General features: G+C 40.7%; 15 protein-coding genes, 1 tRNA gene and 1 riboswitch. Of the genes, 6 read left to right on the top strand and 10 right to left on the bottom strand.

What is annotated here, in order from left to right; all coding sequences use genetic code 11:
- Positions 1 to 32 precede the first annotated feature (32 nt).
- The 4 genes from EAH55_RS30760 to EAH55_RS00410 form a co-directional block, all read right to left on the bottom strand.
- A complete protein-coding gene (locus tag EAH55_RS30760) occupies positions 33 to 197 on the bottom strand; it encodes a hypothetical protein (RefSeq protein WP_162996698.1) in 165 nt (54 codons plus the stop codon).
- Positions 198 to 238: 41 nt separating this feature from the next.
- Positions 239 to 367, bottom strand: coding sequence for a hypothetical protein (locus tag EAH55_RS31385; protein WP_262707295.1), 129 nt, complete (start codon positions 365 to 367; stop codon positions 239 to 241).
- 42 nt (positions 368 to 409) lie between these two features.
- Positions 410 to 586, bottom strand: a complete 177-nt coding sequence (locus EAH55_RS30765; protein WP_162996699.1) for a hypothetical protein — start codon at positions 584 to 586, stop codon at positions 410 to 412.
- Between the two features lie 200 nt (positions 587 to 786).
- Complete coding sequence (locus EAH55_RS00410) at positions 787 to 1,998, bottom strand: MFS transporter (RefSeq protein WP_208644764.1); 1,212 nt, start codon at positions 1,996 to 1,998, stop codon at positions 787 to 789.
- Between the two features lie 697 nt (positions 1,999 to 2,695).
- Here EAH55_RS00410 and EAH55_RS00415 point away from each other — a divergent pair.
- A complete protein-coding gene (locus tag EAH55_RS00415) occupies positions 2,696 to 2,944 on the top strand; it encodes a hypothetical protein (protein ID WP_112575717.1) in 249 nt (82 codons plus the stop codon).
- A gap of 61 nt (positions 2,945 to 3,005) precedes the next feature.
- On the opposite strand, the gene EAH55_RS00420 is transcribed toward EAH55_RS00415, so the two are convergent.
- The 4 genes from EAH55_RS00420 to EAH55_RS00435 are packed head-to-tail and all read right to left on the bottom strand — an operon-like array spanning position 3,006 to position 8,314.
- Positions 3,006 to 4,118, bottom strand: coding sequence for a DUF5074 domain-containing protein (locus EAH55_RS00420; protein WP_121808032.1), 1,113 nt, complete (start codon positions 4,116 to 4,118; stop codon positions 3,006 to 3,008).
- 45 nt (positions 4,119 to 4,163) lie between these two features.
- On the bottom strand, positions 4,164 to 5,051 hold the full coding sequence (locus EAH55_RS00425) for a cell surface protein (protein ID WP_121808033.1): 888 nt from the start codon (positions 5,049 to 5,051) through the stop codon (positions 4,164 to 4,166).
- Positions 5,052 to 5,084: 33 nt separating this feature from the next.
- The gene (locus EAH55_RS30770) at positions 5,085 to 6,227 is read right to left on the bottom strand and encodes a YncE family protein (protein ID WP_162996700.1); all 1,143 of its coding nucleotides are present in this window, start codon (positions 6,225 to 6,227) and stop codon (positions 5,085 to 5,087) included.
- A gap of 2 nt (positions 6,228 to 6,229) precedes the next feature.
- Complete coding sequence (locus EAH55_RS00435; RefSeq protein WP_121808034.1) at positions 6,230 to 8,314, bottom strand: TonB-dependent receptor plug domain-containing protein; 2,085 nt, start codon at positions 8,312 to 8,314, stop codon at positions 6,230 to 6,232.
- A 102-nt stretch (positions 8,315 to 8,416) separates the two neighbouring features.
- Positions 8,417 to 8,616, bottom strand: a riboswitch (cobalamin riboswitch).
- Between the two features lie 122 nt (positions 8,617 to 8,738).
- Between EAH55_RS00435 and EAH55_RS00440 the strand changes: the two genes are divergently transcribed.
- The 5 genes from EAH55_RS00440 (at position 8,739) to EAH55_RS31475 (ending at position 13,155) form a co-directional block, all read left to right on the top strand.
- Positions 8,739 to 10,253, top strand: a complete 1,515-nt coding sequence (locus EAH55_RS00440; protein WP_121808035.1) for a cryptochrome/photolyase family protein — start codon at positions 8,739 to 8,741, stop codon at positions 10,251 to 10,253.
- Between the two features lie 79 nt (positions 10,254 to 10,332).
- Positions 10,333 to 10,406 (top strand) — tRNA-Ala (locus EAH55_RS00445).
- 170 nt (positions 10,407 to 10,576) lie between these two features.
- A complete protein-coding gene (locus tag EAH55_RS00450) occupies positions 10,577 to 11,659 on the top strand; it encodes a hypothetical protein (RefSeq protein ID WP_121808036.1) in 1,083 nt (360 codons plus the stop codon).
- 36 nt (positions 11,660 to 11,695) lie between these two features.
- A complete protein-coding gene (locus tag EAH55_RS00455; RefSeq protein WP_121808037.1) occupies positions 11,696 to 12,829 on the top strand; it encodes an SIR2 family protein in 1,134 nt (377 codons plus the stop codon).
- Between the two features lie 62 nt (positions 12,830 to 12,891).
- Positions 12,892 to 13,155 carry a 3'-5' exonuclease gene (locus EAH55_RS31475; protein WP_394339729.1) on the top strand — a complete coding sequence of 88 codons (264 nt, stop codon included), beginning with the start codon at positions 12,892 to 12,894 and terminating at the stop codon, positions 13,153 to 13,155.
- A 125-nt stretch (positions 13,156 to 13,280) separates the two neighbouring features.
- On the opposite strand, the gene EAH55_RS00465 is transcribed toward EAH55_RS31475, so the two are convergent.
- Complete coding sequence (locus tag EAH55_RS00465; protein ID WP_121808039.1) at positions 13,281 to 15,197, bottom strand: SusD/RagB family nutrient-binding outer membrane lipoprotein; 1,917 nt, start codon at positions 15,195 to 15,197, stop codon at positions 13,281 to 13,283.
- A 31-nt stretch (positions 15,198 to 15,228) separates the two neighbouring features.
- Positions 15,229 to 18,288 (bottom strand): SusC/RagA family TonB-linked outer membrane protein, encoded by a 3,060-nt coding sequence (locus tag EAH55_RS00470; protein WP_244228064.1) that lies wholly within the window; start codon positions 18,286 to 18,288, stop codon positions 15,229 to 15,231.
- Between the last annotated feature and the right edge of the window lie 33 nt (positions 18,289 to 18,321).

Genomic DNA, 18,321 nt, shown 5'->3' on the forward strand with positions numbered 1-18,321 from the left:
AGTACTCGATAGGTAGATATGATATATGTTGATCAAGCGGCAGACAGCGTTTGCTGTGCTGCTACCTGCTTGTTGTTGCTCATGAATTGGGTTTTAGCCCTGTAGTTTTTTAAATCTTCCCTTAACAGCTCCAATAATTCGGCGTCAAAGCGTGCAAGTAATTTAGATATTGCTGGTGTTGGTTTATATGCTTTCATAGGTAGATGTTTTTGTAGGTGGTGTAGGGTTTATGTTTAGTTTAAGCAGCCGGTGTTAAGTATGGTGTTTTAGCTTTAATAGATTTCAAATCGCTCATGATGATATTTTTAAGCGCGTTATCAAAACTTGCTATCAGTTTGGTGGTTGATGTTTGTTTTTGCGTTTTCATGTTGTAGGCTTTTGATGTTTTTAATATTTTAATGTCTTCGTTTTAGTCTTTCTTTTCTTCGTCCTCGTTCTCGGTAAGATTGTCGTGGCGGCGTTTAGCTTCTTTGTACTGCCTCAACATCTGTTCCTCGTCGCGCGGGTCTGAAGTCTTGGTCGGCTCCGCCGGATTCTCCCACTCCTTCTCTTCCTCAGGCTTAACTGCTTTGTCTTTTGCTTTCATAACAGCTGCGTTTGATTAGTACTTCTCCAAATCAATGCCAAACTTTTGTCAAGGGGCGCAAAAAGTCATTAAAACCTCAGATTTATTTTACAATAAAATGTAAATACCTGAAATTCAATACTAATTTTTTTATAAAAATTTCTACTTTTTTTGATCGATCCAATCAAAACGGCCACTGGACGCTCATAAACAGGTATGCGTTAGCGAACATCAGTTACATCAGCGGACGATTTCCTGTAGTTTAACAAATGCACTATGATCACTATTACCGATAGTACTACACCTATAGCGCACACCCCATTCCAGGCATAGTTTTTCCAAACCAGGCTGGCGAAAAATGTACCTAAAGCCCCGCCTATAAAATAAGACACCATGTATACTGTATTGATCCGGTTACGGGCTTCGGGAATTAAGGCAAAAATGATAGACTGGTTGGAGATATGCGTAGCCTGTACACCCATATCCAGCAAAATAACTCCGATAATTAGGCCTACTATGCTATGACTTGAAAAATAGAATACAATAAATGAGATCAGGATGAGGGACAGCGTATAGATAGATAGTTTATAAGCATCCATTTTATCGCTCAACCTTCCCATAAAACCAACGGCCACCGCGCCGAAGGCACCTACAAGGCCAAACATCCCTGCTGCCGCGCTCCCTTCGTTAAACTGCGGCTCTTTTAGCAAAAATACCAGCGTTGTCCAAAAAGCGCTGAAGCAGGCAAAGCACAAAGCACCTCTAAAGGCGGCAAGCCTCAATTTAGGCTGAGTTTTCACCAAATGAATTAATGATTTCATCAATTTGCCGTAATTTCCTTTATAATCGGGTTCCAATTCGGGCAAAAACAAAAATATCATCAGCCAAATAAGCAGCATTAAGCCCGCAGCTATATAATACATGCTTCGCCAGCCAAAATGTTCGCCAATAAAACCACTTAAAGTGCGCGAAAGCAAAATACCTATCAACAATCCGCTCATCACAAAGCCTATCTTCTTTCCCCGTTCGTGCGGTTTAGCCAGATGCGCAGCCATAGGGATCAACAACTGCGGAATTACAGATGATACACCTACCAAGAAACCGGCTATCATAACTATGGTTACCGACGGAGCAAGGGCGCTGCCTAATAAAGACAAGATCACCAATACAAAATCTATCAAAATAAGTCGCTTACGCTTAAGCATATCCGCCAGGGGCACTATAAATAATAGTCCTGTAGCATAACCTATCTGTGTAAAAAGCGATATTTGCTGCGCTTTTTTGTCGCTTACGCCAAAATCGTGCGCCATATCGGCCAGTAAAGGTTGGTTGTAGTATATGTTTGCAACCACTAAACCGGTAGCTATGGTCATGATCCATAGGGTTAATGGCGTAAGGTGCGGATGTTGTTTTGCAGTATGTGTTGAAGACATATTTTAATGAGCAGTGTATTTTTGCTGCAAAAGTGCCAAAGCATCTTTAAAAAAAAGCCTTTGTAAAGTAATTTTTATAACGCTAATACGTTTAGGAGATAAATTGATTTAGCAATCAAAAGTTCTTTAAACAGTTTAAAAGACAAGTTAAATAGAAAAATCGCATCAATTTTTCTTGTTTTTATCAAAAAACAAACCACAAATTGACTTTTAGAGGATTTTATTGTCCAATTTTTAATTTCAAAGCCGCTTTAAACCTTAATTTTAATTTAAAAATCACTTAAAATTAATTTTTCGTAAACTTTAAAAGCAAAAACGTCAATTTTTTTATTGAAAAATCAGTAGTAAGTAATTATTAAAAATGATTTTCAAAAAATTAGTAAATTTTTAATGATTTATTCTTATTTTTGACAATAAGATATCGGACAGGAAAGTAATTGATTAAACTTACAAAAAAATTACAAAAAATATTTTCCGAATATCAAAACTTAGTGTTACTTTTACACCGTGTTAAAGATAACACCACATAAAATAGTCTTCTCATAATTTAGGTTTATAATTGGTTAGTAAAGGCCCCTGCCCATCAGGGGCTTTACTTTTTTATAAGCTTTTCATTTAATCGCCTGCAAACATTCTTTTCAATTCAGCAGACGTTGTATATTTATATAACTAAACCATTTTAAATACAACCTCACCTATGCCATCTTCCCCAAACAGATATTGTATTATTAAAACCATAAAACATGCATTTTCAAACAAGGTTGATGTCACCACCGACTACGGCATGGATATTAACTTCAGCCAGGAATTTGAAACGGTTACAAAATTCACATCCGTAGTAGATGCGTTAAATTATATGTCGGGCCAGGGATGGGAACTTGTTAATACTGTATCTTCAGGTAACATACTGGAGCTGCATCATATCATGAAGAAACACGCAGAATAAACAGTAAAACAGAAGAGCTTAGATCATGACCTAAGCTCTTCTGTTTTATAAACTTCCAATATTAATGAAATACCGGTATTGCCGGGAAGTAATAACCCGAATAACTCAGATCGCCAACCTGTGTACCATTCAGATCATAAAAATACAGGTCGTTAACACCATAATTTACGCCAAAACCCGATTTTACCGTAGTGACCGCCAGTTGATTGGTTTGCGGCACGTAACCAATGCCAGAACCATATAACTCTTTACCCGCCGGGATAGTAATAAACGGACTTGTTAATGAGGTCGCATTGCCATCTATATACCTGTAAATGGTAGTAGCTCCGCTAAACGTACCGTTATTAGCTATGTAAACCGTGTTATTTTGTGTTGACGCAGTAATAGAGCCCGGATGCCATGCAAACCAGGTGCTGTTTGCTGTAAATGGCAGGGTAACGGTTGTTACAGCCAAAGTAGCAGGATTGATCTTGATCAATGAAGTGCCACCCGCAGCCCATACCGAACCATCAGGAGTTTTGGTAAAAGCTACTACCATGCCCGATATAGTTTTAGCAACTGAATAATCGCTTGCGTTAAGTGCCACTACCCCCTTGCTTTGCGACAGTACAAAAATATAATTGCCAGCTTTGATCATATCGCCAACACTGCCTGTTACACCGGTTAACTTGGCGCCGGTTGTATAGTTAGTTAAATCAAACGGAAAGATACCACTTGCCGAGCTCAATAAACCTTTAGTTGCATCAATACCAACAAAAGCTTGCCAGTTATTACCACCAACGGCAGCAATGCGACCAAGCTCTTTAAGCGAGTAAGGGTCGGTAACTACAACCGGTCCGCCAACCTTTGATACCAGGAACAGCTTATTATTGAATATGGTTCCATACTCTAAGGTTGAAGTAGCCGGATCAAGCGTTTTACCCGGATTTTCTTTAGTGAAGATGCTATCCTGTTTGGTATTAGTAGCAAAGCTGTAAAAACTTACGCTCCCGGTTCCGTGACCATACCAGCCTTCATTAATTAAAAAGAAGCCGTTATCATATTTACCTAAGGACTGGGTTTTGAGCGACTTGCTATTGTTAACCCCTACCCCATCTTTTTTACATGACGAAGCCAATAAAACCAGTAACGAAAATGCAACCGCGCCAAGCTTAGTTGTAATTGTTTTTTTCATAATGATGATGATTTTTATAATAGTTATTTGATTGTGCGTAGTAGATTATTTGAGCAGACTCAGATCGGCGGCGCCGATAAACTCCGTAGATTGCTCGCCCAGCCAGCCCATATTGGCCAGGATACCCGTTTGAACCTTTATAAAGTCGATACCCTTCAGATTTACCTTATTGCCTTTATCATCTATAGCGCTGCTGATGTCAATTTTGTCGCCGCCACCTGTGTTATCGGCATAGCCATAATCAAACGATGCGCTGGTGATGTAAGTAGGATCATCCATATTGATATTACTTGATGGTAGCAAGCTTCCTGTTAAAGTATAAGTATTGGTTTTAAGACCGATAGGATAATAAGCCTGCGAGTGGAACATATTAGTCTGAATTACCCCGGTATTCCCTTTGCTATCCTTCCATGGCACACTACAGGTATCGCATGCCGGACGAGTGTAGGTTACCGAATAATTACGCGTATAACCATCTTTATAAAAAGCGCTGCCTTTGATCTCATACCAGGTATCATCAGGCAAGCCGTTGCCATTCTTATCCTGCATCACCCAAATCACACCAGGCTCGGCAAATTGAGCGAAGGCATTGCCATAAACAACAAAATCGGTTTTGCCATCAGCATTTAATACAGTATGGTCAAAACCTACAACAATATAGCCTCCCCAACCGCCGAGACTTACCAGCCCCTGATCGGTTTTCAGTGTTCCTTTTGCGGCTGTGGTATCACCCAAACCTGTATTGGTAAATTGCCCGGGGGCCGGATTAAAATCAAAAAGTGTGGTTACATATGCATTACTTGATACAGTTGTTGGCCGAATAGGCGCCTCCTGCGGACCAGCATCGGTAACTTTATCTTTTTTACAGGATGCCCAGGTAAAAGCGCAAAGGGCCCCTAATAGTAATAATGGTTTAAGTTGTTGTTTCTTCATAAAGATTTGATTGTATTTGAAATTTGAATTGGATTAGTAAACAAAGGCCATGTGGGCGGGGATATCGCCTGCCTGAACCTGCCATTTCATGCGGCCATTTTTGTCGAAGCAGTAAAGTGTACCTGAGGCCACGTAGTTACCTGCATCGGTCACAAAAACATCTTTGGAGATCGGGTTAACGGATATGCCATAAGGAACTACAATTTTCTTGTCCGTACCATCGGTGATAAACCTGCTGCTCAAAACAGTTTCGTCCTTTACATTGAGCATGGTATAGCTAATGGTATTTTTTTGCTGCGGATAGCTCCACTCGGTACTGTAGATGTAAGCCGTGTCGTCATCTATCCAAAGGTTGCTTGCAGCTATATCGAATGTTTTTTTGATAGCGTCGGTTTGGGTATCGATAACAAATAGCTTAGAAGGGATGGTATAGTAATCGCCTCTGGAGGTAACATAGATATCGCCGTATTTATCGGCCTTTAACCTATCCAGGTTGATAGCCACATCTATCCGCTTAAGCTCCGTAAACGATGCCAGGTCAATTACAGAAACTGTACGCTCATAATCCGGTGGACTATAACCGCCTGAATTTGCTATGTACAGCTTTTCGCCAACAATAGCCATCTCTTCGGGCTGGCGGCCAACGGTAACTTTTCGTTCAATTTGCAGGCTGACAGTATCAATTTCGGCAACTATACCATTGGGGGCTTTGGGGTCACCAACCTTACCGAGGTATGCGCTAACATATGCCTTATTTTTATGAAAGGTTACGTAACGGCAATTGGTAATATCTATCTGGGCCAGCTTTTTTGCCGTTTTAACATCCAGTACTTCTACCTTATTGGAGATGTTAACAACCACATACATTTTCGAGCCGTAAATGCCAATGTCATTACCAACATCGCCCAAACCTTTGGTGACCGATGGATTGGCCTCGTTATAAATATTACGCTTGTAAACGCCGGTACGGAAGTCTACAAAATCCAGCGAAGCCTTATTCATGTTCATATTCCCCTCGTTAAGCAGGTACATACCTTTAATGGCGCTTGAGGGATCGGGTGAAAAGATTGTTTCAACCTGTTCGGGTATTACCTGCGGCGCCTTGCGGCATGATGCCACAAGCAATACCATAAACAGGGCAACGGGTAGATATAGGGCTATTTTTATTTTTCTCATGGTTAGATATTGTAGCTTATTTTGAAGCGGTAAAAACGACGGGGCATCGGAAAATTGGAAATGATTTCCCTATCCTGGTTAAGCAGGTTATTTACCTCAATGCCAAACCTGGTTTTGTGCCGATATATTTTGGTGAAATAGCCGACTGAAAGATCATGCGTATACCAGGGCGCTACAGTATTGTACCCATGATTAGTATCGTCGCTCAACTCATTATACCTGAGCCCCGTGTAGATATAGCTGTAATTGAATTGAAACCTGCGGTAATCGGCCCCCAAAGTAAAGGAACCGCTGTGCATAGGTACGTACGGAATATTATAGCGATAGGTGATCCCTCCATCTTTATAAAATGCCTGCTGATATGTATAATTAAGTCCGGCTGTGACAACCACTTCATCAGCTACATTCCAACCGGATTGTACATTAAGCTCCCCTCCTTTTATATGTACATCACCAACATTGTACATCACCCACCTGAATAAATTGAGCCCCGGAATAGCTACAATTTTATCGTTTACCTGGTTATAATAAACATCGGCCTGTACCGATAATGATTGCAACACATGTTTTCTAAACTGATGATTATAGGTAAAGCCAACATCGTATTGTTTAGCATATTCCGGTCTAAGCTGAGTGTTGCCAATCAGTGTATAATACAAGTCATTGAAGGTTGGCAGCCGAAAAATATTTTTATAAAAAGCGCGAAGCATCAGATCACCATTATTCGACACTTGCCATCCCGCCGTTACAGTTGGGGTATAAGCCGTTTTACGCCCGGCACCTGTGTATTCCTTCACCTTATCATTAACAAAAGTGCCCAATAAGGACGCTTGCAGGTTAAGTCGACCTAACTTAAGTCGGGAAGCAAATGAAACCAGCTCGGTATAGCGGGTTGGATATGGGAAACGATATAGATTAGCGTCGAGGTTATTCAATTGAAAATCGGCAGAGAGCGCCACATCCCAAACCGGCGAAATACGGTATCGATTTGCGATGGAGGTATAAAACTCGTGCTGATAAAAACGATTATCCAGGAAGCCTGTGGTGGTTACAAATTCAGGATCAAGATAACGCTCGTAATTATCACTGTATTTAGCAATCGCTTTAAAGCTATAACGGCTACGTGTATTGCTTTCATAATTAGCCTGGATAAACTGATCACGATCCCATTGCCTTTGCGAATAGTTAAATTTATTGGCTACGATGGCTCCCGGCAAACCACGGTTTGAAATGTAACTATATCCCTTAACCGACCACGCGGCGCTGTCGACCGTACTTCCTCTAAGCCCGGCCTCTATCCGGTAAGCTTCAATATCGCCGTTATTGCGTACCGCGGTTGTATCATACACGCCATTAGTATACCTGAATTTATAGCGACCATTTGATTGGATATATTCAGCACTAACAGTACTGTTTATTTTATCGCTTAACTTCTGCTGCCAAAGCATTGATGGGTTCACCAACCCCATTGAGCCGGTTTTATAATTAAGGCGAATGTGTGTATGTTCGCCCGGCTCAAATTTAGGTTTGGCCGATTGAAGATATATAGTGCTTGCCGCCGAAAATGATTTGGCAGATTGAAAAATCTCGCTTCGCTGGCCGTTATAAAGATCTATCTCTTCAATGTTATCTAACGAGAACCGGCCAAGATCAACCTGCCCATTTTGCGCATTGCCCAATTGTATGCCATCATAAAATACAGCAACATGATTGGCACCCAAACTGCGTACATTAACCGTTTTTAAGCCACCAACTCCTCCATAATCTTTAAGCTGTACGCCAGTAAAAAAGCGCAAGGCATCAGCCACCGAAAAACTGTTGAGGCGCTGTAATTGCTCGCCTTTCAATATTTGTACCGGTGTTGGCGAGGTATTGGGAAGATCCGTTTTGGCAGCACGAATATCTACCTGATTAAGATGCGTGATCCTGGTAGAATCTGTTTGGGTAGTATCTTTCTTACGAACCGGAGATTGCGCTGAAACCTGTAAGCAACAGCAAGCAGTTGTTATCCCAAAGGAAACAAGCCACAGAAAACCTTTAATACAGCCATAACGCGTTGCGAACGCATGGCGCACCGTTAATTTCATGAGTGTTGTGGGTTAAAAAACCTCACAGCAAACAGAACGAATTACAAAAAATGAAATACACGAAAGGTATCCTCATTCCAGCTTCAATCCCCGAAAGCTATGAATTAATATGTGCTGGTGGCAGGTCTTCTGACTTACTCCCCCCGGCCCTGTCTTCCCGCCAGTCAAACGACTAACAGTGACAATAAGAATGGGCTTCGGCGTTATGGAGCTTACAGCTGCGGGACAGTCCCGGATTTACACCGGGTTCCCTTTTAATCACGGGCGTTAATTATCCGTGAACCAAAAGCGAGGCAAATTTATGTATTAAAAGTTTAATTAATCAAGTGATAGTTTGTAAAACAAATAATACACCGCTAATGAGATAGATAAAACTGAGACGAGGAAACTTCAAACATAGTTAATCATATTTTATTGTTTATGTATGGAACAAGACTGCGTAACACTTATTTTCCCGCATCAGCTATTTAAACACCATCCATCGGTAAAGCAATCCCGTAAAGCTTATCTCGTGGAAGAAACGTTATTTTTTAACCAATACAATTTCAATAAAAAGAAACTGGTATTGCACAGGGCTTCGATGAAGTTTTATGCCCATCACTTATCCACCCATAAAATAGAAGTAGACTATATAGAGGCCAAAGACCCTGATGCAGATGTGCGACAACTGGTAACAACATTAGCAAAACAAGGTATCAAACATATTTACTACACGGATACTGCCGATAACTGGTTAGAAAAAAGACTGACACACAATGCTAAAAAACACCAAATACAACTCAACAAGCATCGTAGCCCTAATTTTCTTAACAATATTGAAGAAGTGGCCGATTTCTTCGACAAAAAGAAAACTTATTTTCAAACAGATTTTTACATAGATCAGCGCAAACAACGCAATATTTTACTTGAACGCGATGGAAAGCCCATAGGTGGTAAATGGACTTATGATAGTGAAAACCGCCTTAAATTTCCTAAGGGCGCGGTTGTACCTTTGCTAAATGTTCCGGAGGAAAATGAGTATTTAAAAGAAGCGCGTTCTTACGTAGATAAATATTTTACCAATAATTACGGCAATACCGCATCTCCGTTTGGCAACCTTGGTGGCTTTTATCCAATTACTTATGACGAAGCAGAACATTGGCTCGAAGATTTTTTGAAGCAACGCCTTTATGATTTTGGCATTTATGAAGATGCCATGGTTGCCAATGAAAGCTTTCTATATCATTCGGTATTGACTCCAATGCTGAATATTGGATTACTTAATCCACAGCAGATAATTAATAAAGCGCTGGATGTAGCTACAGATTCTGAAATCCCCCTAAACTCATTAGAAGGTTTTATACGGCAGATCATGGGCTGGCGCGAGTTTATCCACATTGTTTATGAACGTGAAGGCGTAACGCAACGAACGAAAAATTACTGGGGTTTTAAACGCCGGATACCCGCATCTTTTTGGAAAGGCAATACAGGTATAACCCCGGTTGATGTTGTAATAAAAAAAGTTTTAGCCACTGGCTATACGCATCATATTGAGCGCTTAATGGTTATGGGCAACTTTTTCTTACTGTGCGAATTCCATCCCGATGGCGTTTACCAATGGTTTATGGAAATGTATGTAGATGCTTACGACTGGGTAATGGTACCCAACACTTACGGCATGACCCAATTTGCCGATGGCGGCCTAATGATGACCAAACCCTACATTAGTGGCAGCAACTATCTATTAAAAATGGGCGATTGGGCAAAGGGCCCGTGGCAGGAAACCTGGGACGGTTTATTCTGGCGATTTATGCATGTGCACCGAAATTTCTTTTTACAAAATCCGCGTTTAGGTATGCTGGTAAAAACATTCGACAAAATGCCCGCAGAAAAGCAAAACATACATTTAAATAATGCCGAAAAGTATCTGCATCAGCTTGACAAACAAGATTCCAGATGATCAGTTACATACCTTGTTCACTTTTTCCAAAAATATATTTTAAATGTTTGCAACTTATGATATATTTGCGACCCGATACGGGGGATTAGCTCAGCTGGCTAGAGCGCTTGCATGGCATGCAAGAGGTCATCGGTTCGACTCCGATATTCTCCACTTGATAAAAAAGGCTTTACAAAAATTTGTAAAGCCTTTTTTATTTCAAGTAAAACATAAAATAGTTAAAAAGGGTTCGAAATTACCTATAACCAAATCACATCGTTTATTTTTTAAGTGCCTGAGAATTATTGTTTAATTTTACATAAACATTAATCTGCACCTTTATCATGTTCGAGCGTTTTTTCAAAAGTCAACATCCGACAACTTTAGAAACCTTTCTAAATTCTACCAATAGCAAGCCATGGGACTATTTGGGGACTTTGCAAATCAAGTCTAATGAGGTACATTATGCTACTCAGCAGCAAATTTTAGATAATCCAGGAGATGTCGCCATCGGCGTAAATCAAGTGGAGGTAATATTGGATCACTTATTTTTCGATTTATTCAGAAGCCTGGTAGTTAAGCATCATGATGACGGGGAAGTTAGATTAATGTTCAACGAAACAGTAACCGACGCAAATAAAGTAGCCGAATTTTACGGGCAAATCAAATCCAAACTTGGCACGGGCATTCATCACCAACCCAAATTTTCCTCGTTTGAAGATTTTGGAAAAATTAGATCGTTATCGCAAGGCCGATATGATAATTTGAATGACGAGATATTGCACTATTGGGGTAACGATGGGTTCAGCTTTACTTTGAATTATAAGTTAGAACCATTAGGGCAACTAGTATTTATCGTAACAAATAGAGCGGAAAAAGAGCCTGATACGAAAACTCGCAATAACGGCACCTTGATCAACTTGTTACAACATAACATTAATGAGGTTTTTGAGCGGACTGAAGATTTTGCTACCGTCATTACTGAAGATGGCTTGGTAAAGTTCACGGATTATGGGTTTAAGGTAGATCCCCCGGAACTGCGCCTATTCGATGTCATCAAGATTCGCACGATGGGCGAAAAACGTTCATTAGGTAGCGTAAAATCACTATTAGTTACTTATCAAACTACTAGATCCTGGGATATAGCCGATGCAATTCAATTGGTTGATTCTTTGGTAAAAATATACGGGCAAGATGGCTCAGGTTACGCTGAACTAAGGCCTCATGAAATCGATATGCTGGAAGATCGTGAATTTTGGACCGGTCGTAGTTGGTTTATCAATCAGCAGCATGGTCTACATGATTTTGAAGACAGTGAACAGGTTACCCTATACTGGGTTAACTTAACTCATACAGAAGAAGGCGGGCTTAATTTGAGTGTGCTGGGATTTGAAAAAATGGAAGACTATCATACTGGTCGAATTTGATTTACTGCTTATATTTAATCTTCTATATCTTTTGCGATGCGTGTGTCCCTTATTTTAGGTGCAGGATTTTCTTACAGTGCTGGACTGCCTGTGGTTTCAGGCGTATCTGCGAGATTTTTGAAATCGCCATTGTTTGAGCAGGTTCTTTGTTTTGGTTCAACAGAATGGAAATGGAAAGAGTGGGCATCTACACCCGATTTGCAAAACGGCATTTTACCGAATGAGCACATACCTGTTGCGATGGTATTGGAAAAGTTTATCCGTCTATACTTATCTGAAACACATAAAGATGAATTAAACTACGAGAAATTCTACCAGTATTTGGTAGATATGTGCAATAACGATTACGACCGTTTTCGGGCAATAAAGCTATCCGTACAAAAAGATTACGAAGATCGGTTTCAATTTAGGGATTACAATTTCGAGGGAATGACTGATGGTTGGATATTCTCATGCTTTTATCATTTGGTCGATGATATGCTTTGGGTAAGAAAGTCTTTCGAAGAGATCTACAAATCATACCGACCGTATCTTGATTACTTTCTTAATCAAGATCACAGTTTTAATATCTATACCCTGAATCATGATCTTTTGCTAGAGCGTATATTTAACAAGTGTGATATCAATTACGACGATGGATTTTCCGTTAAACTCAACTTTTTAATGGATTACGATAATAAAGAACGCGTTCCCGTTTTTGACGGGAGCTTTGGCGGGCGTATCAATCTCTTGAAGTTACACGGCTCTATCGATGTTTATAAATACACCTATATAGAAGAAAGCAATAGGCACAAGGGCTATGATTATTTCAAAACGATGGATTACCATACGAAACATGGTGCAATAGATGTGGACGAAAAAGGCAACCCGGTTCAAAAAATAACACCGAGTATTTTACCTCGTTTCATTACTGGCGATAATAAATTTGATATTATCCAAAATGATAAGATGTACCAAACCATTTATCAAAATTTAGAGCAAAATCTACCAGCATCAGATCAGTTAATCGTAGTCGGGTATTCTTTTCAAGACGAGCACATCAATCGGGTTATTGAAAGTTCTCTACCTCATATCTCGGAGGTCATCCATATCAACCCTAGTTTGGAATTTCCTTTTGAACATAAGCATATTCGCCAACTTAATCCTAAAACTGAAGCGATCCAATTGTAGCAAATTTTACTGGTAATGGAGGGTTTCCGGATATATGGCTCGAAGACAGAGTTTTTCAAACAATAAAAAAAGCCGACCATGACTTATTAATGGAGGAAGAAAGAAGGCTATTTTACGTTGCAATAACGAGAGCAAGGGATAAGCTATTTTTAATCACAGAAAAAGGCAATGAGTCCAGCTTTTTAAAAGAGATTCCGGAAAGCTTTACCATGAAAACCTTTATGCACGGTAAATCGGTCAGGAACGAGAGCATTATTTGCCTGAATTGTGATAGTCAATTAGAAAAGCTTTTTTCCTTTTGTCCTTATTGTGGTAGCAAACAATAGTATAAAAGATCTCCTTATCCTATTGTCCTGGACTTAAATTTTTAGACTTTATCCAAAAAAGGGAATGAGCAATAAACTCATTCCCTTTTACAATTAGAACCAATTATTTAATCGGCTTCCACATTTTAGTGCTTAGCCCACCAAAGCGGGGTCAACACAGCGTCGGCACCACCAAGGGCTGATATTGCCTGGTTGTAACCGGTAATATTGCTATTGCTCAGGGTTGATGGATATTTCAAACGCTGAGGGAAGAACTTAACGCTGCTGGTCATGTAATTTCCGCTGGTTAAAGCAGGAAGGTCTGGCATGATATCTTCAACCGCAGGATTTTCAAAGAATGGCAAACCAAGCCTTCTGTGATCATTCCAGGTTTCCAATGGCAACCATGGCAACTGCGCAAGGTATTTTTGAGTGATGATTTTGGTCAGCTGATCGTTCCTTACGGTACCTGATTTATAAAGATCATTTTTAGGGTAGTTAATCGCTACAGTTCCTGCCGCACCGGTCAAACCATCTTCATAGTTCATAGTATGTGACGCAGCCGGCTCAGTGGTATGCCCCCAATTAACCGAGGTACCAACCCTGTTATAATCGGTTGAAGCAAGGTATGTGGCTAAATTTGCTGTAGTACCAAAGTATTCAAAGCTTTTTGCAATACCGGTTTCATAAGCCGTTTTGCCGTCAACAGGTACTGTCCAGCCACGTACTGCAGCTTCTGCCAAAAGGAAATAAGTTTCCCACGGACCAAAGAATACACGTTTGTTATTACCGTTCCTATACACCAGGTTCAACAGCGGCTTAAAGCCATTGGTAGTTATAGCATCATTCATAGATGCTTTGGCACCCCAGTTACCATCAGCCTTGGTGTTCCAGGTGTTGGTTGAAGTAAGTGTTTTAACTACTTTACCAGATGCATCCTTCAAATCTTCTTGTGTTGCGGTAAAGGCTCCACCTATGGCCGGATAATTAGGATCGGTAATGTTGCCCGGGATACTAAATATTTTGTAGGCACGAGGGTCGATGGTGTTTGGCAAACCATTAAACCAGTATCCGGCAGCCGGATCATTGGTCTTGGTTGCAAACTGATCGAAGAAACGCTGTCCCATCCAATCGGCTGGTTTAATAGCTGAAGCGAATGATGCATCAAGCTGATCGGCAGACTTTACACTACCTAAACCAAATACTAGGTTGTTATAGGTTGCTGACATAGGCAGGCCCATCCATGATGATTCTTTCCTGAACACACTTGCCAACGGGTCCCATCCGTGTGATTCCTGTACGCTGAAGGTTTGGGAAGCATCGGTAATGAAATCATTGGTAGCGGCAGCAGCCTCAAATTCGGCTTTAGCTTTAGCCGGATCAACTTCAGACAAACGCATAGCCAAGCGCATACGCATAGCATTAGCATACTTACGCCATTTTGCATAATCGTATTTATATGCAGGATCCTCATTAATTACATTTGCCGGGTTTACTATTGATAGATCAAGCTTTGCACTTGCGTCTTTTAACTCGTCAAGCAAAAAGTAATAAACTGTTTTAACATCCTTAAACTCCGGATTTACACCCTGAAAACCATCAGTAGGCATAGGGCCAAAGCTGTCAGAGAACTCGCTCATTAAATAAGCTCTCCAGATCCTTGCAACCTGGATCAGGTTTTTAGTATAAGCTTTAGACGTTCCTTTAGCTATCTGATCGTTACCAATTTGAATAGCGCTATTAGCGGCATTCATCCATTGTGATGATTGCCTGTAGTATTCAGATGTCCAATCGTCGCTGTATGAACCGCGCGAAAATGTTTCGCCATCCTCATCCTGTAAACCGTGACCACCAACTATCCAATACAAGATAAATACACGCTCGGATAATCCCGGATCCTGCTGTGCGCCTATGATGGAATTATTGATAAAGTATTCGGTTTGTACCTGATCACCATTTGCTTTGAGCGGATCAGTATTAAGATCATCAAATTTTTTGCATGATGACGCGGCAAGCAGTGCAGCTGCAACCATCAGGCTTGATTTTTTTAATATCGTTTTCATATTTTGTTATGAATTATTCTTACCTGTTAAATTAAAAACCTACCGTTAAATTGAATAAAATGGTACGGGTTGTAGGGAAACTACCGTTTTCAAAACCGGTTGCATTGGTACCGGTTGCGTATGAGGACTCAGGGTCCATGCCGTTCATGTGACTTGAAATAAGCCATACGTTATTGGCAGATATACCTACTCTTGCCCTTTGCATGCCGATACTATGCGCAAATTTTTGTGGCAGGTTGTAATTTAATTGTACGTTTCTGAGGCGGATGTTAGATGCATCATAAAGGTTAGCTTCAGATACACCCATGTTGCCATGACCCGCTACTACTGCCCAGTAGTTTTGCGCAGAAGTTTTAACAGTATTCTTTTCGTACTGATTGGTAGTTGAATTTAACACAACACCATCAACTAACATTTCCGGCCTGTCGCCGTTTACAACTGTTTTGTTAGATGTACCGGTAGCCTCCATATGTGCTATTGTTCCAGAAAATATCTGACCACCAAAACGGGCATCTACCAGGAATGAAAGGTCAAAGTTTTTGTAAGAGAATGTGTTGGTAACACCCAATAAGCTTGATGCCTGCTGATTGCCTAATTTGGTTTTTACCGGATCTACCTGTGGTAAGCCATTAGCATCCAATAACAATTGACCATTGTAAGGGCTGCTTGCATCTTTTACCCTCAATAAACGCGAGCCAATTATTTCGCCGTAAAGTTCACCAGTTTGAGCAACTACAGACAAATCATCAAAGCCACCCAAAGCATATTGATTAACATCCGCGGTAAGAGATTTAATAGTATTTCTGTTGATAGAGAAATTGACAGTGGTATTCCAGTTGAAGCCCGGCCCAGTAAGTATCTTGCCGTCAACCATTAACTCTAAACCTTTGTTTTGGATATCACCAGCATTGATTTTCCTGGATGTGTAACCACTTAAACCATCCATTGGCAAGTTAATTAACTGCCTTGTAGCGTTTGATTTGTATACAGCAAAGTCAAAACCTAAACGGCTGTTAAAGAAGCGCATTTCCAAACCAGCTTCGTATGATTTGATCAGCTCGCTGCGTACATTAGGATCAAAAAGCACATCGCCACGACTTGCGGTTGTATTTCCGTTAGGATCTTTACCAATGGTATAAGAATTATATAACTGGTAAGGATCCATGTCATTACCTACAGAAGCAAATGATCCCCTGATTTTACCATAGGTTAACCATGACGGCAATGTACTGCCATTTTTGGTCATCAGCTCGGTAAACAGGAAGGAGGTACTAACTGACGGGTAGAAATAAGAGCGGTTAGCAGCATTTAATACCGATGACCAGTCGTTTCTGAATGTTCCGTCAAGAAAGAAGTATCCATCATAATTTAAACCTAACGAACCGTAAACTGAATAAATATCATGATTAGATACACTCTGGCTAACAGTAGGGCTGGTTGTGCCGTTGTTGATAGAAAACAAATTAGGAACCTGAAGCGGGTTTGCATTTGCGCTCAGTGAAGATGCCTGACGGTTCATCAAGTTACCACCCAATGTAGCTGTACCACCCCATTTACCAAAAATGTTATCTTTTTTAGCTGTTAATAAACCGCTGTAGTTAGTTTCGGTAAAGTTGCTTTTGCCTAAGCCATAAGAGCCCGTTGATGTTGGTGTAATACCTGCATAAGTACGGCTTTCGGTATTGGTGGTATAAGTATCAGCACCACCTTTTAACTCAGCGTTTAACCAGCTGTTGAACTGGTATTTGATAGACGCGTTAAGTAAAAACCTGTTCCTGATATCCTGGTTGAGGTTATATTTAGCAGCCCAGTACGGGTTAATTTCGTTGTTTTGACGCCACCAAAGCATGTTACCGGCGTTATCGGTACGGCCTTTAAAATCCCTTACATCAATAGATGTTGGCAATAATGATAATGCATTAAAGGTATTGCTATTGTTTGCACCTCCCTGCGGGCGGTTAAGGGCAGTAGCGTTAATGTACTGTATTTTAGTATCAACAGTCCATTTATCACCTTCACCAAATTTACTTACGGTACGGCCTGTTAAGTTGTTCCTGATCAGTTTAGCACCGGGGATAATGCTTTTATCATCAAGCCTGTTGTACGAGGTATAAACAGATGTTGATTTATATTGCTGCTGGAACGAAATGCTTTGGTTTGAGCTTAAACCTTTAGAAAAATAGTTTGCAATGTTATCATAAGTATGCAATGGCGCTGTAGTACCGTCCCATTTCTTTACCTCCTGACCGGTAGCCTTAGGGCCCCAGCTGCTGGCTAAGGTGCTTTGATAAGCATTGTTGGTTCCCTGCCCAAAGTCTTGTTGTAAACCCGGACGCGCAAAAATGCTTTCAACACCTATTGATGATGAAATGGTAATGCCCAGGCCTTTTTGTGATTTACCTGTTTTTGTAGTGATCAAAATGGCACCGTTACCTGCCCTTGAACCATACAAAGCCGCTGCCGAAGGGCCTTTCAAAACGCTCATGCTTTCAATATCCTCAGCATTGATATCCGACAAACCGTTACCCATATCCAGCGACGGATTGTAGTAATCATTATTTGCTGCGCCTGTAAAGTTATCCAACGGAATACCGTCAACTACAATCAGCGGCTGGTTTGAACCACCTAACGAGTTGTTACCACGCAATGTAATTTTTGAAGAACCACCCGGACCATTACCTGAGCGGGTAATTTGCAAACCGGCAACTTTACCTGATAATGCGTTTACAAAGTTGGATTCTTTTGTGGCTGCTAAAGTTTCACCTTTAACCTCCTGAACGGCATAACCCAAAGATTTTTTCTCTCTTTTGATACCGAGGGCCGTTACTACAACTTCGGTAAGGGCATTTTCTTTTTCATCAAGCGTAACATTAATTGCGCCTTGCGTGCCTACAGTTACTTCGGTTGATTTGAAACCGATGAATGAAAAAGTAAGTACCGCGCCTTGCTTAACTCTAATACTGTACTTACCATCGGCATTGGTGGTTGTTCCGTTAGCGGTGCCTTTTTCGGCAACACTTACACCGGGTAATACCTGGCCGGATTTTTCAGTTACTGTCCCTGTAACTGTTTTTTGTGCGTACGCTGTCATTGTGATCACACTAAACAACAAGAAAGCGAAACA

This window comes from Mucilaginibacter kameinonensis, assembly GCF_003675385.1.
GTDB classification, from domain to species: domain Bacteria; phylum Bacteroidota; class Bacteroidia; order Sphingobacteriales; family Sphingobacteriaceae; genus Mucilaginibacter; species Mucilaginibacter kameinonensis.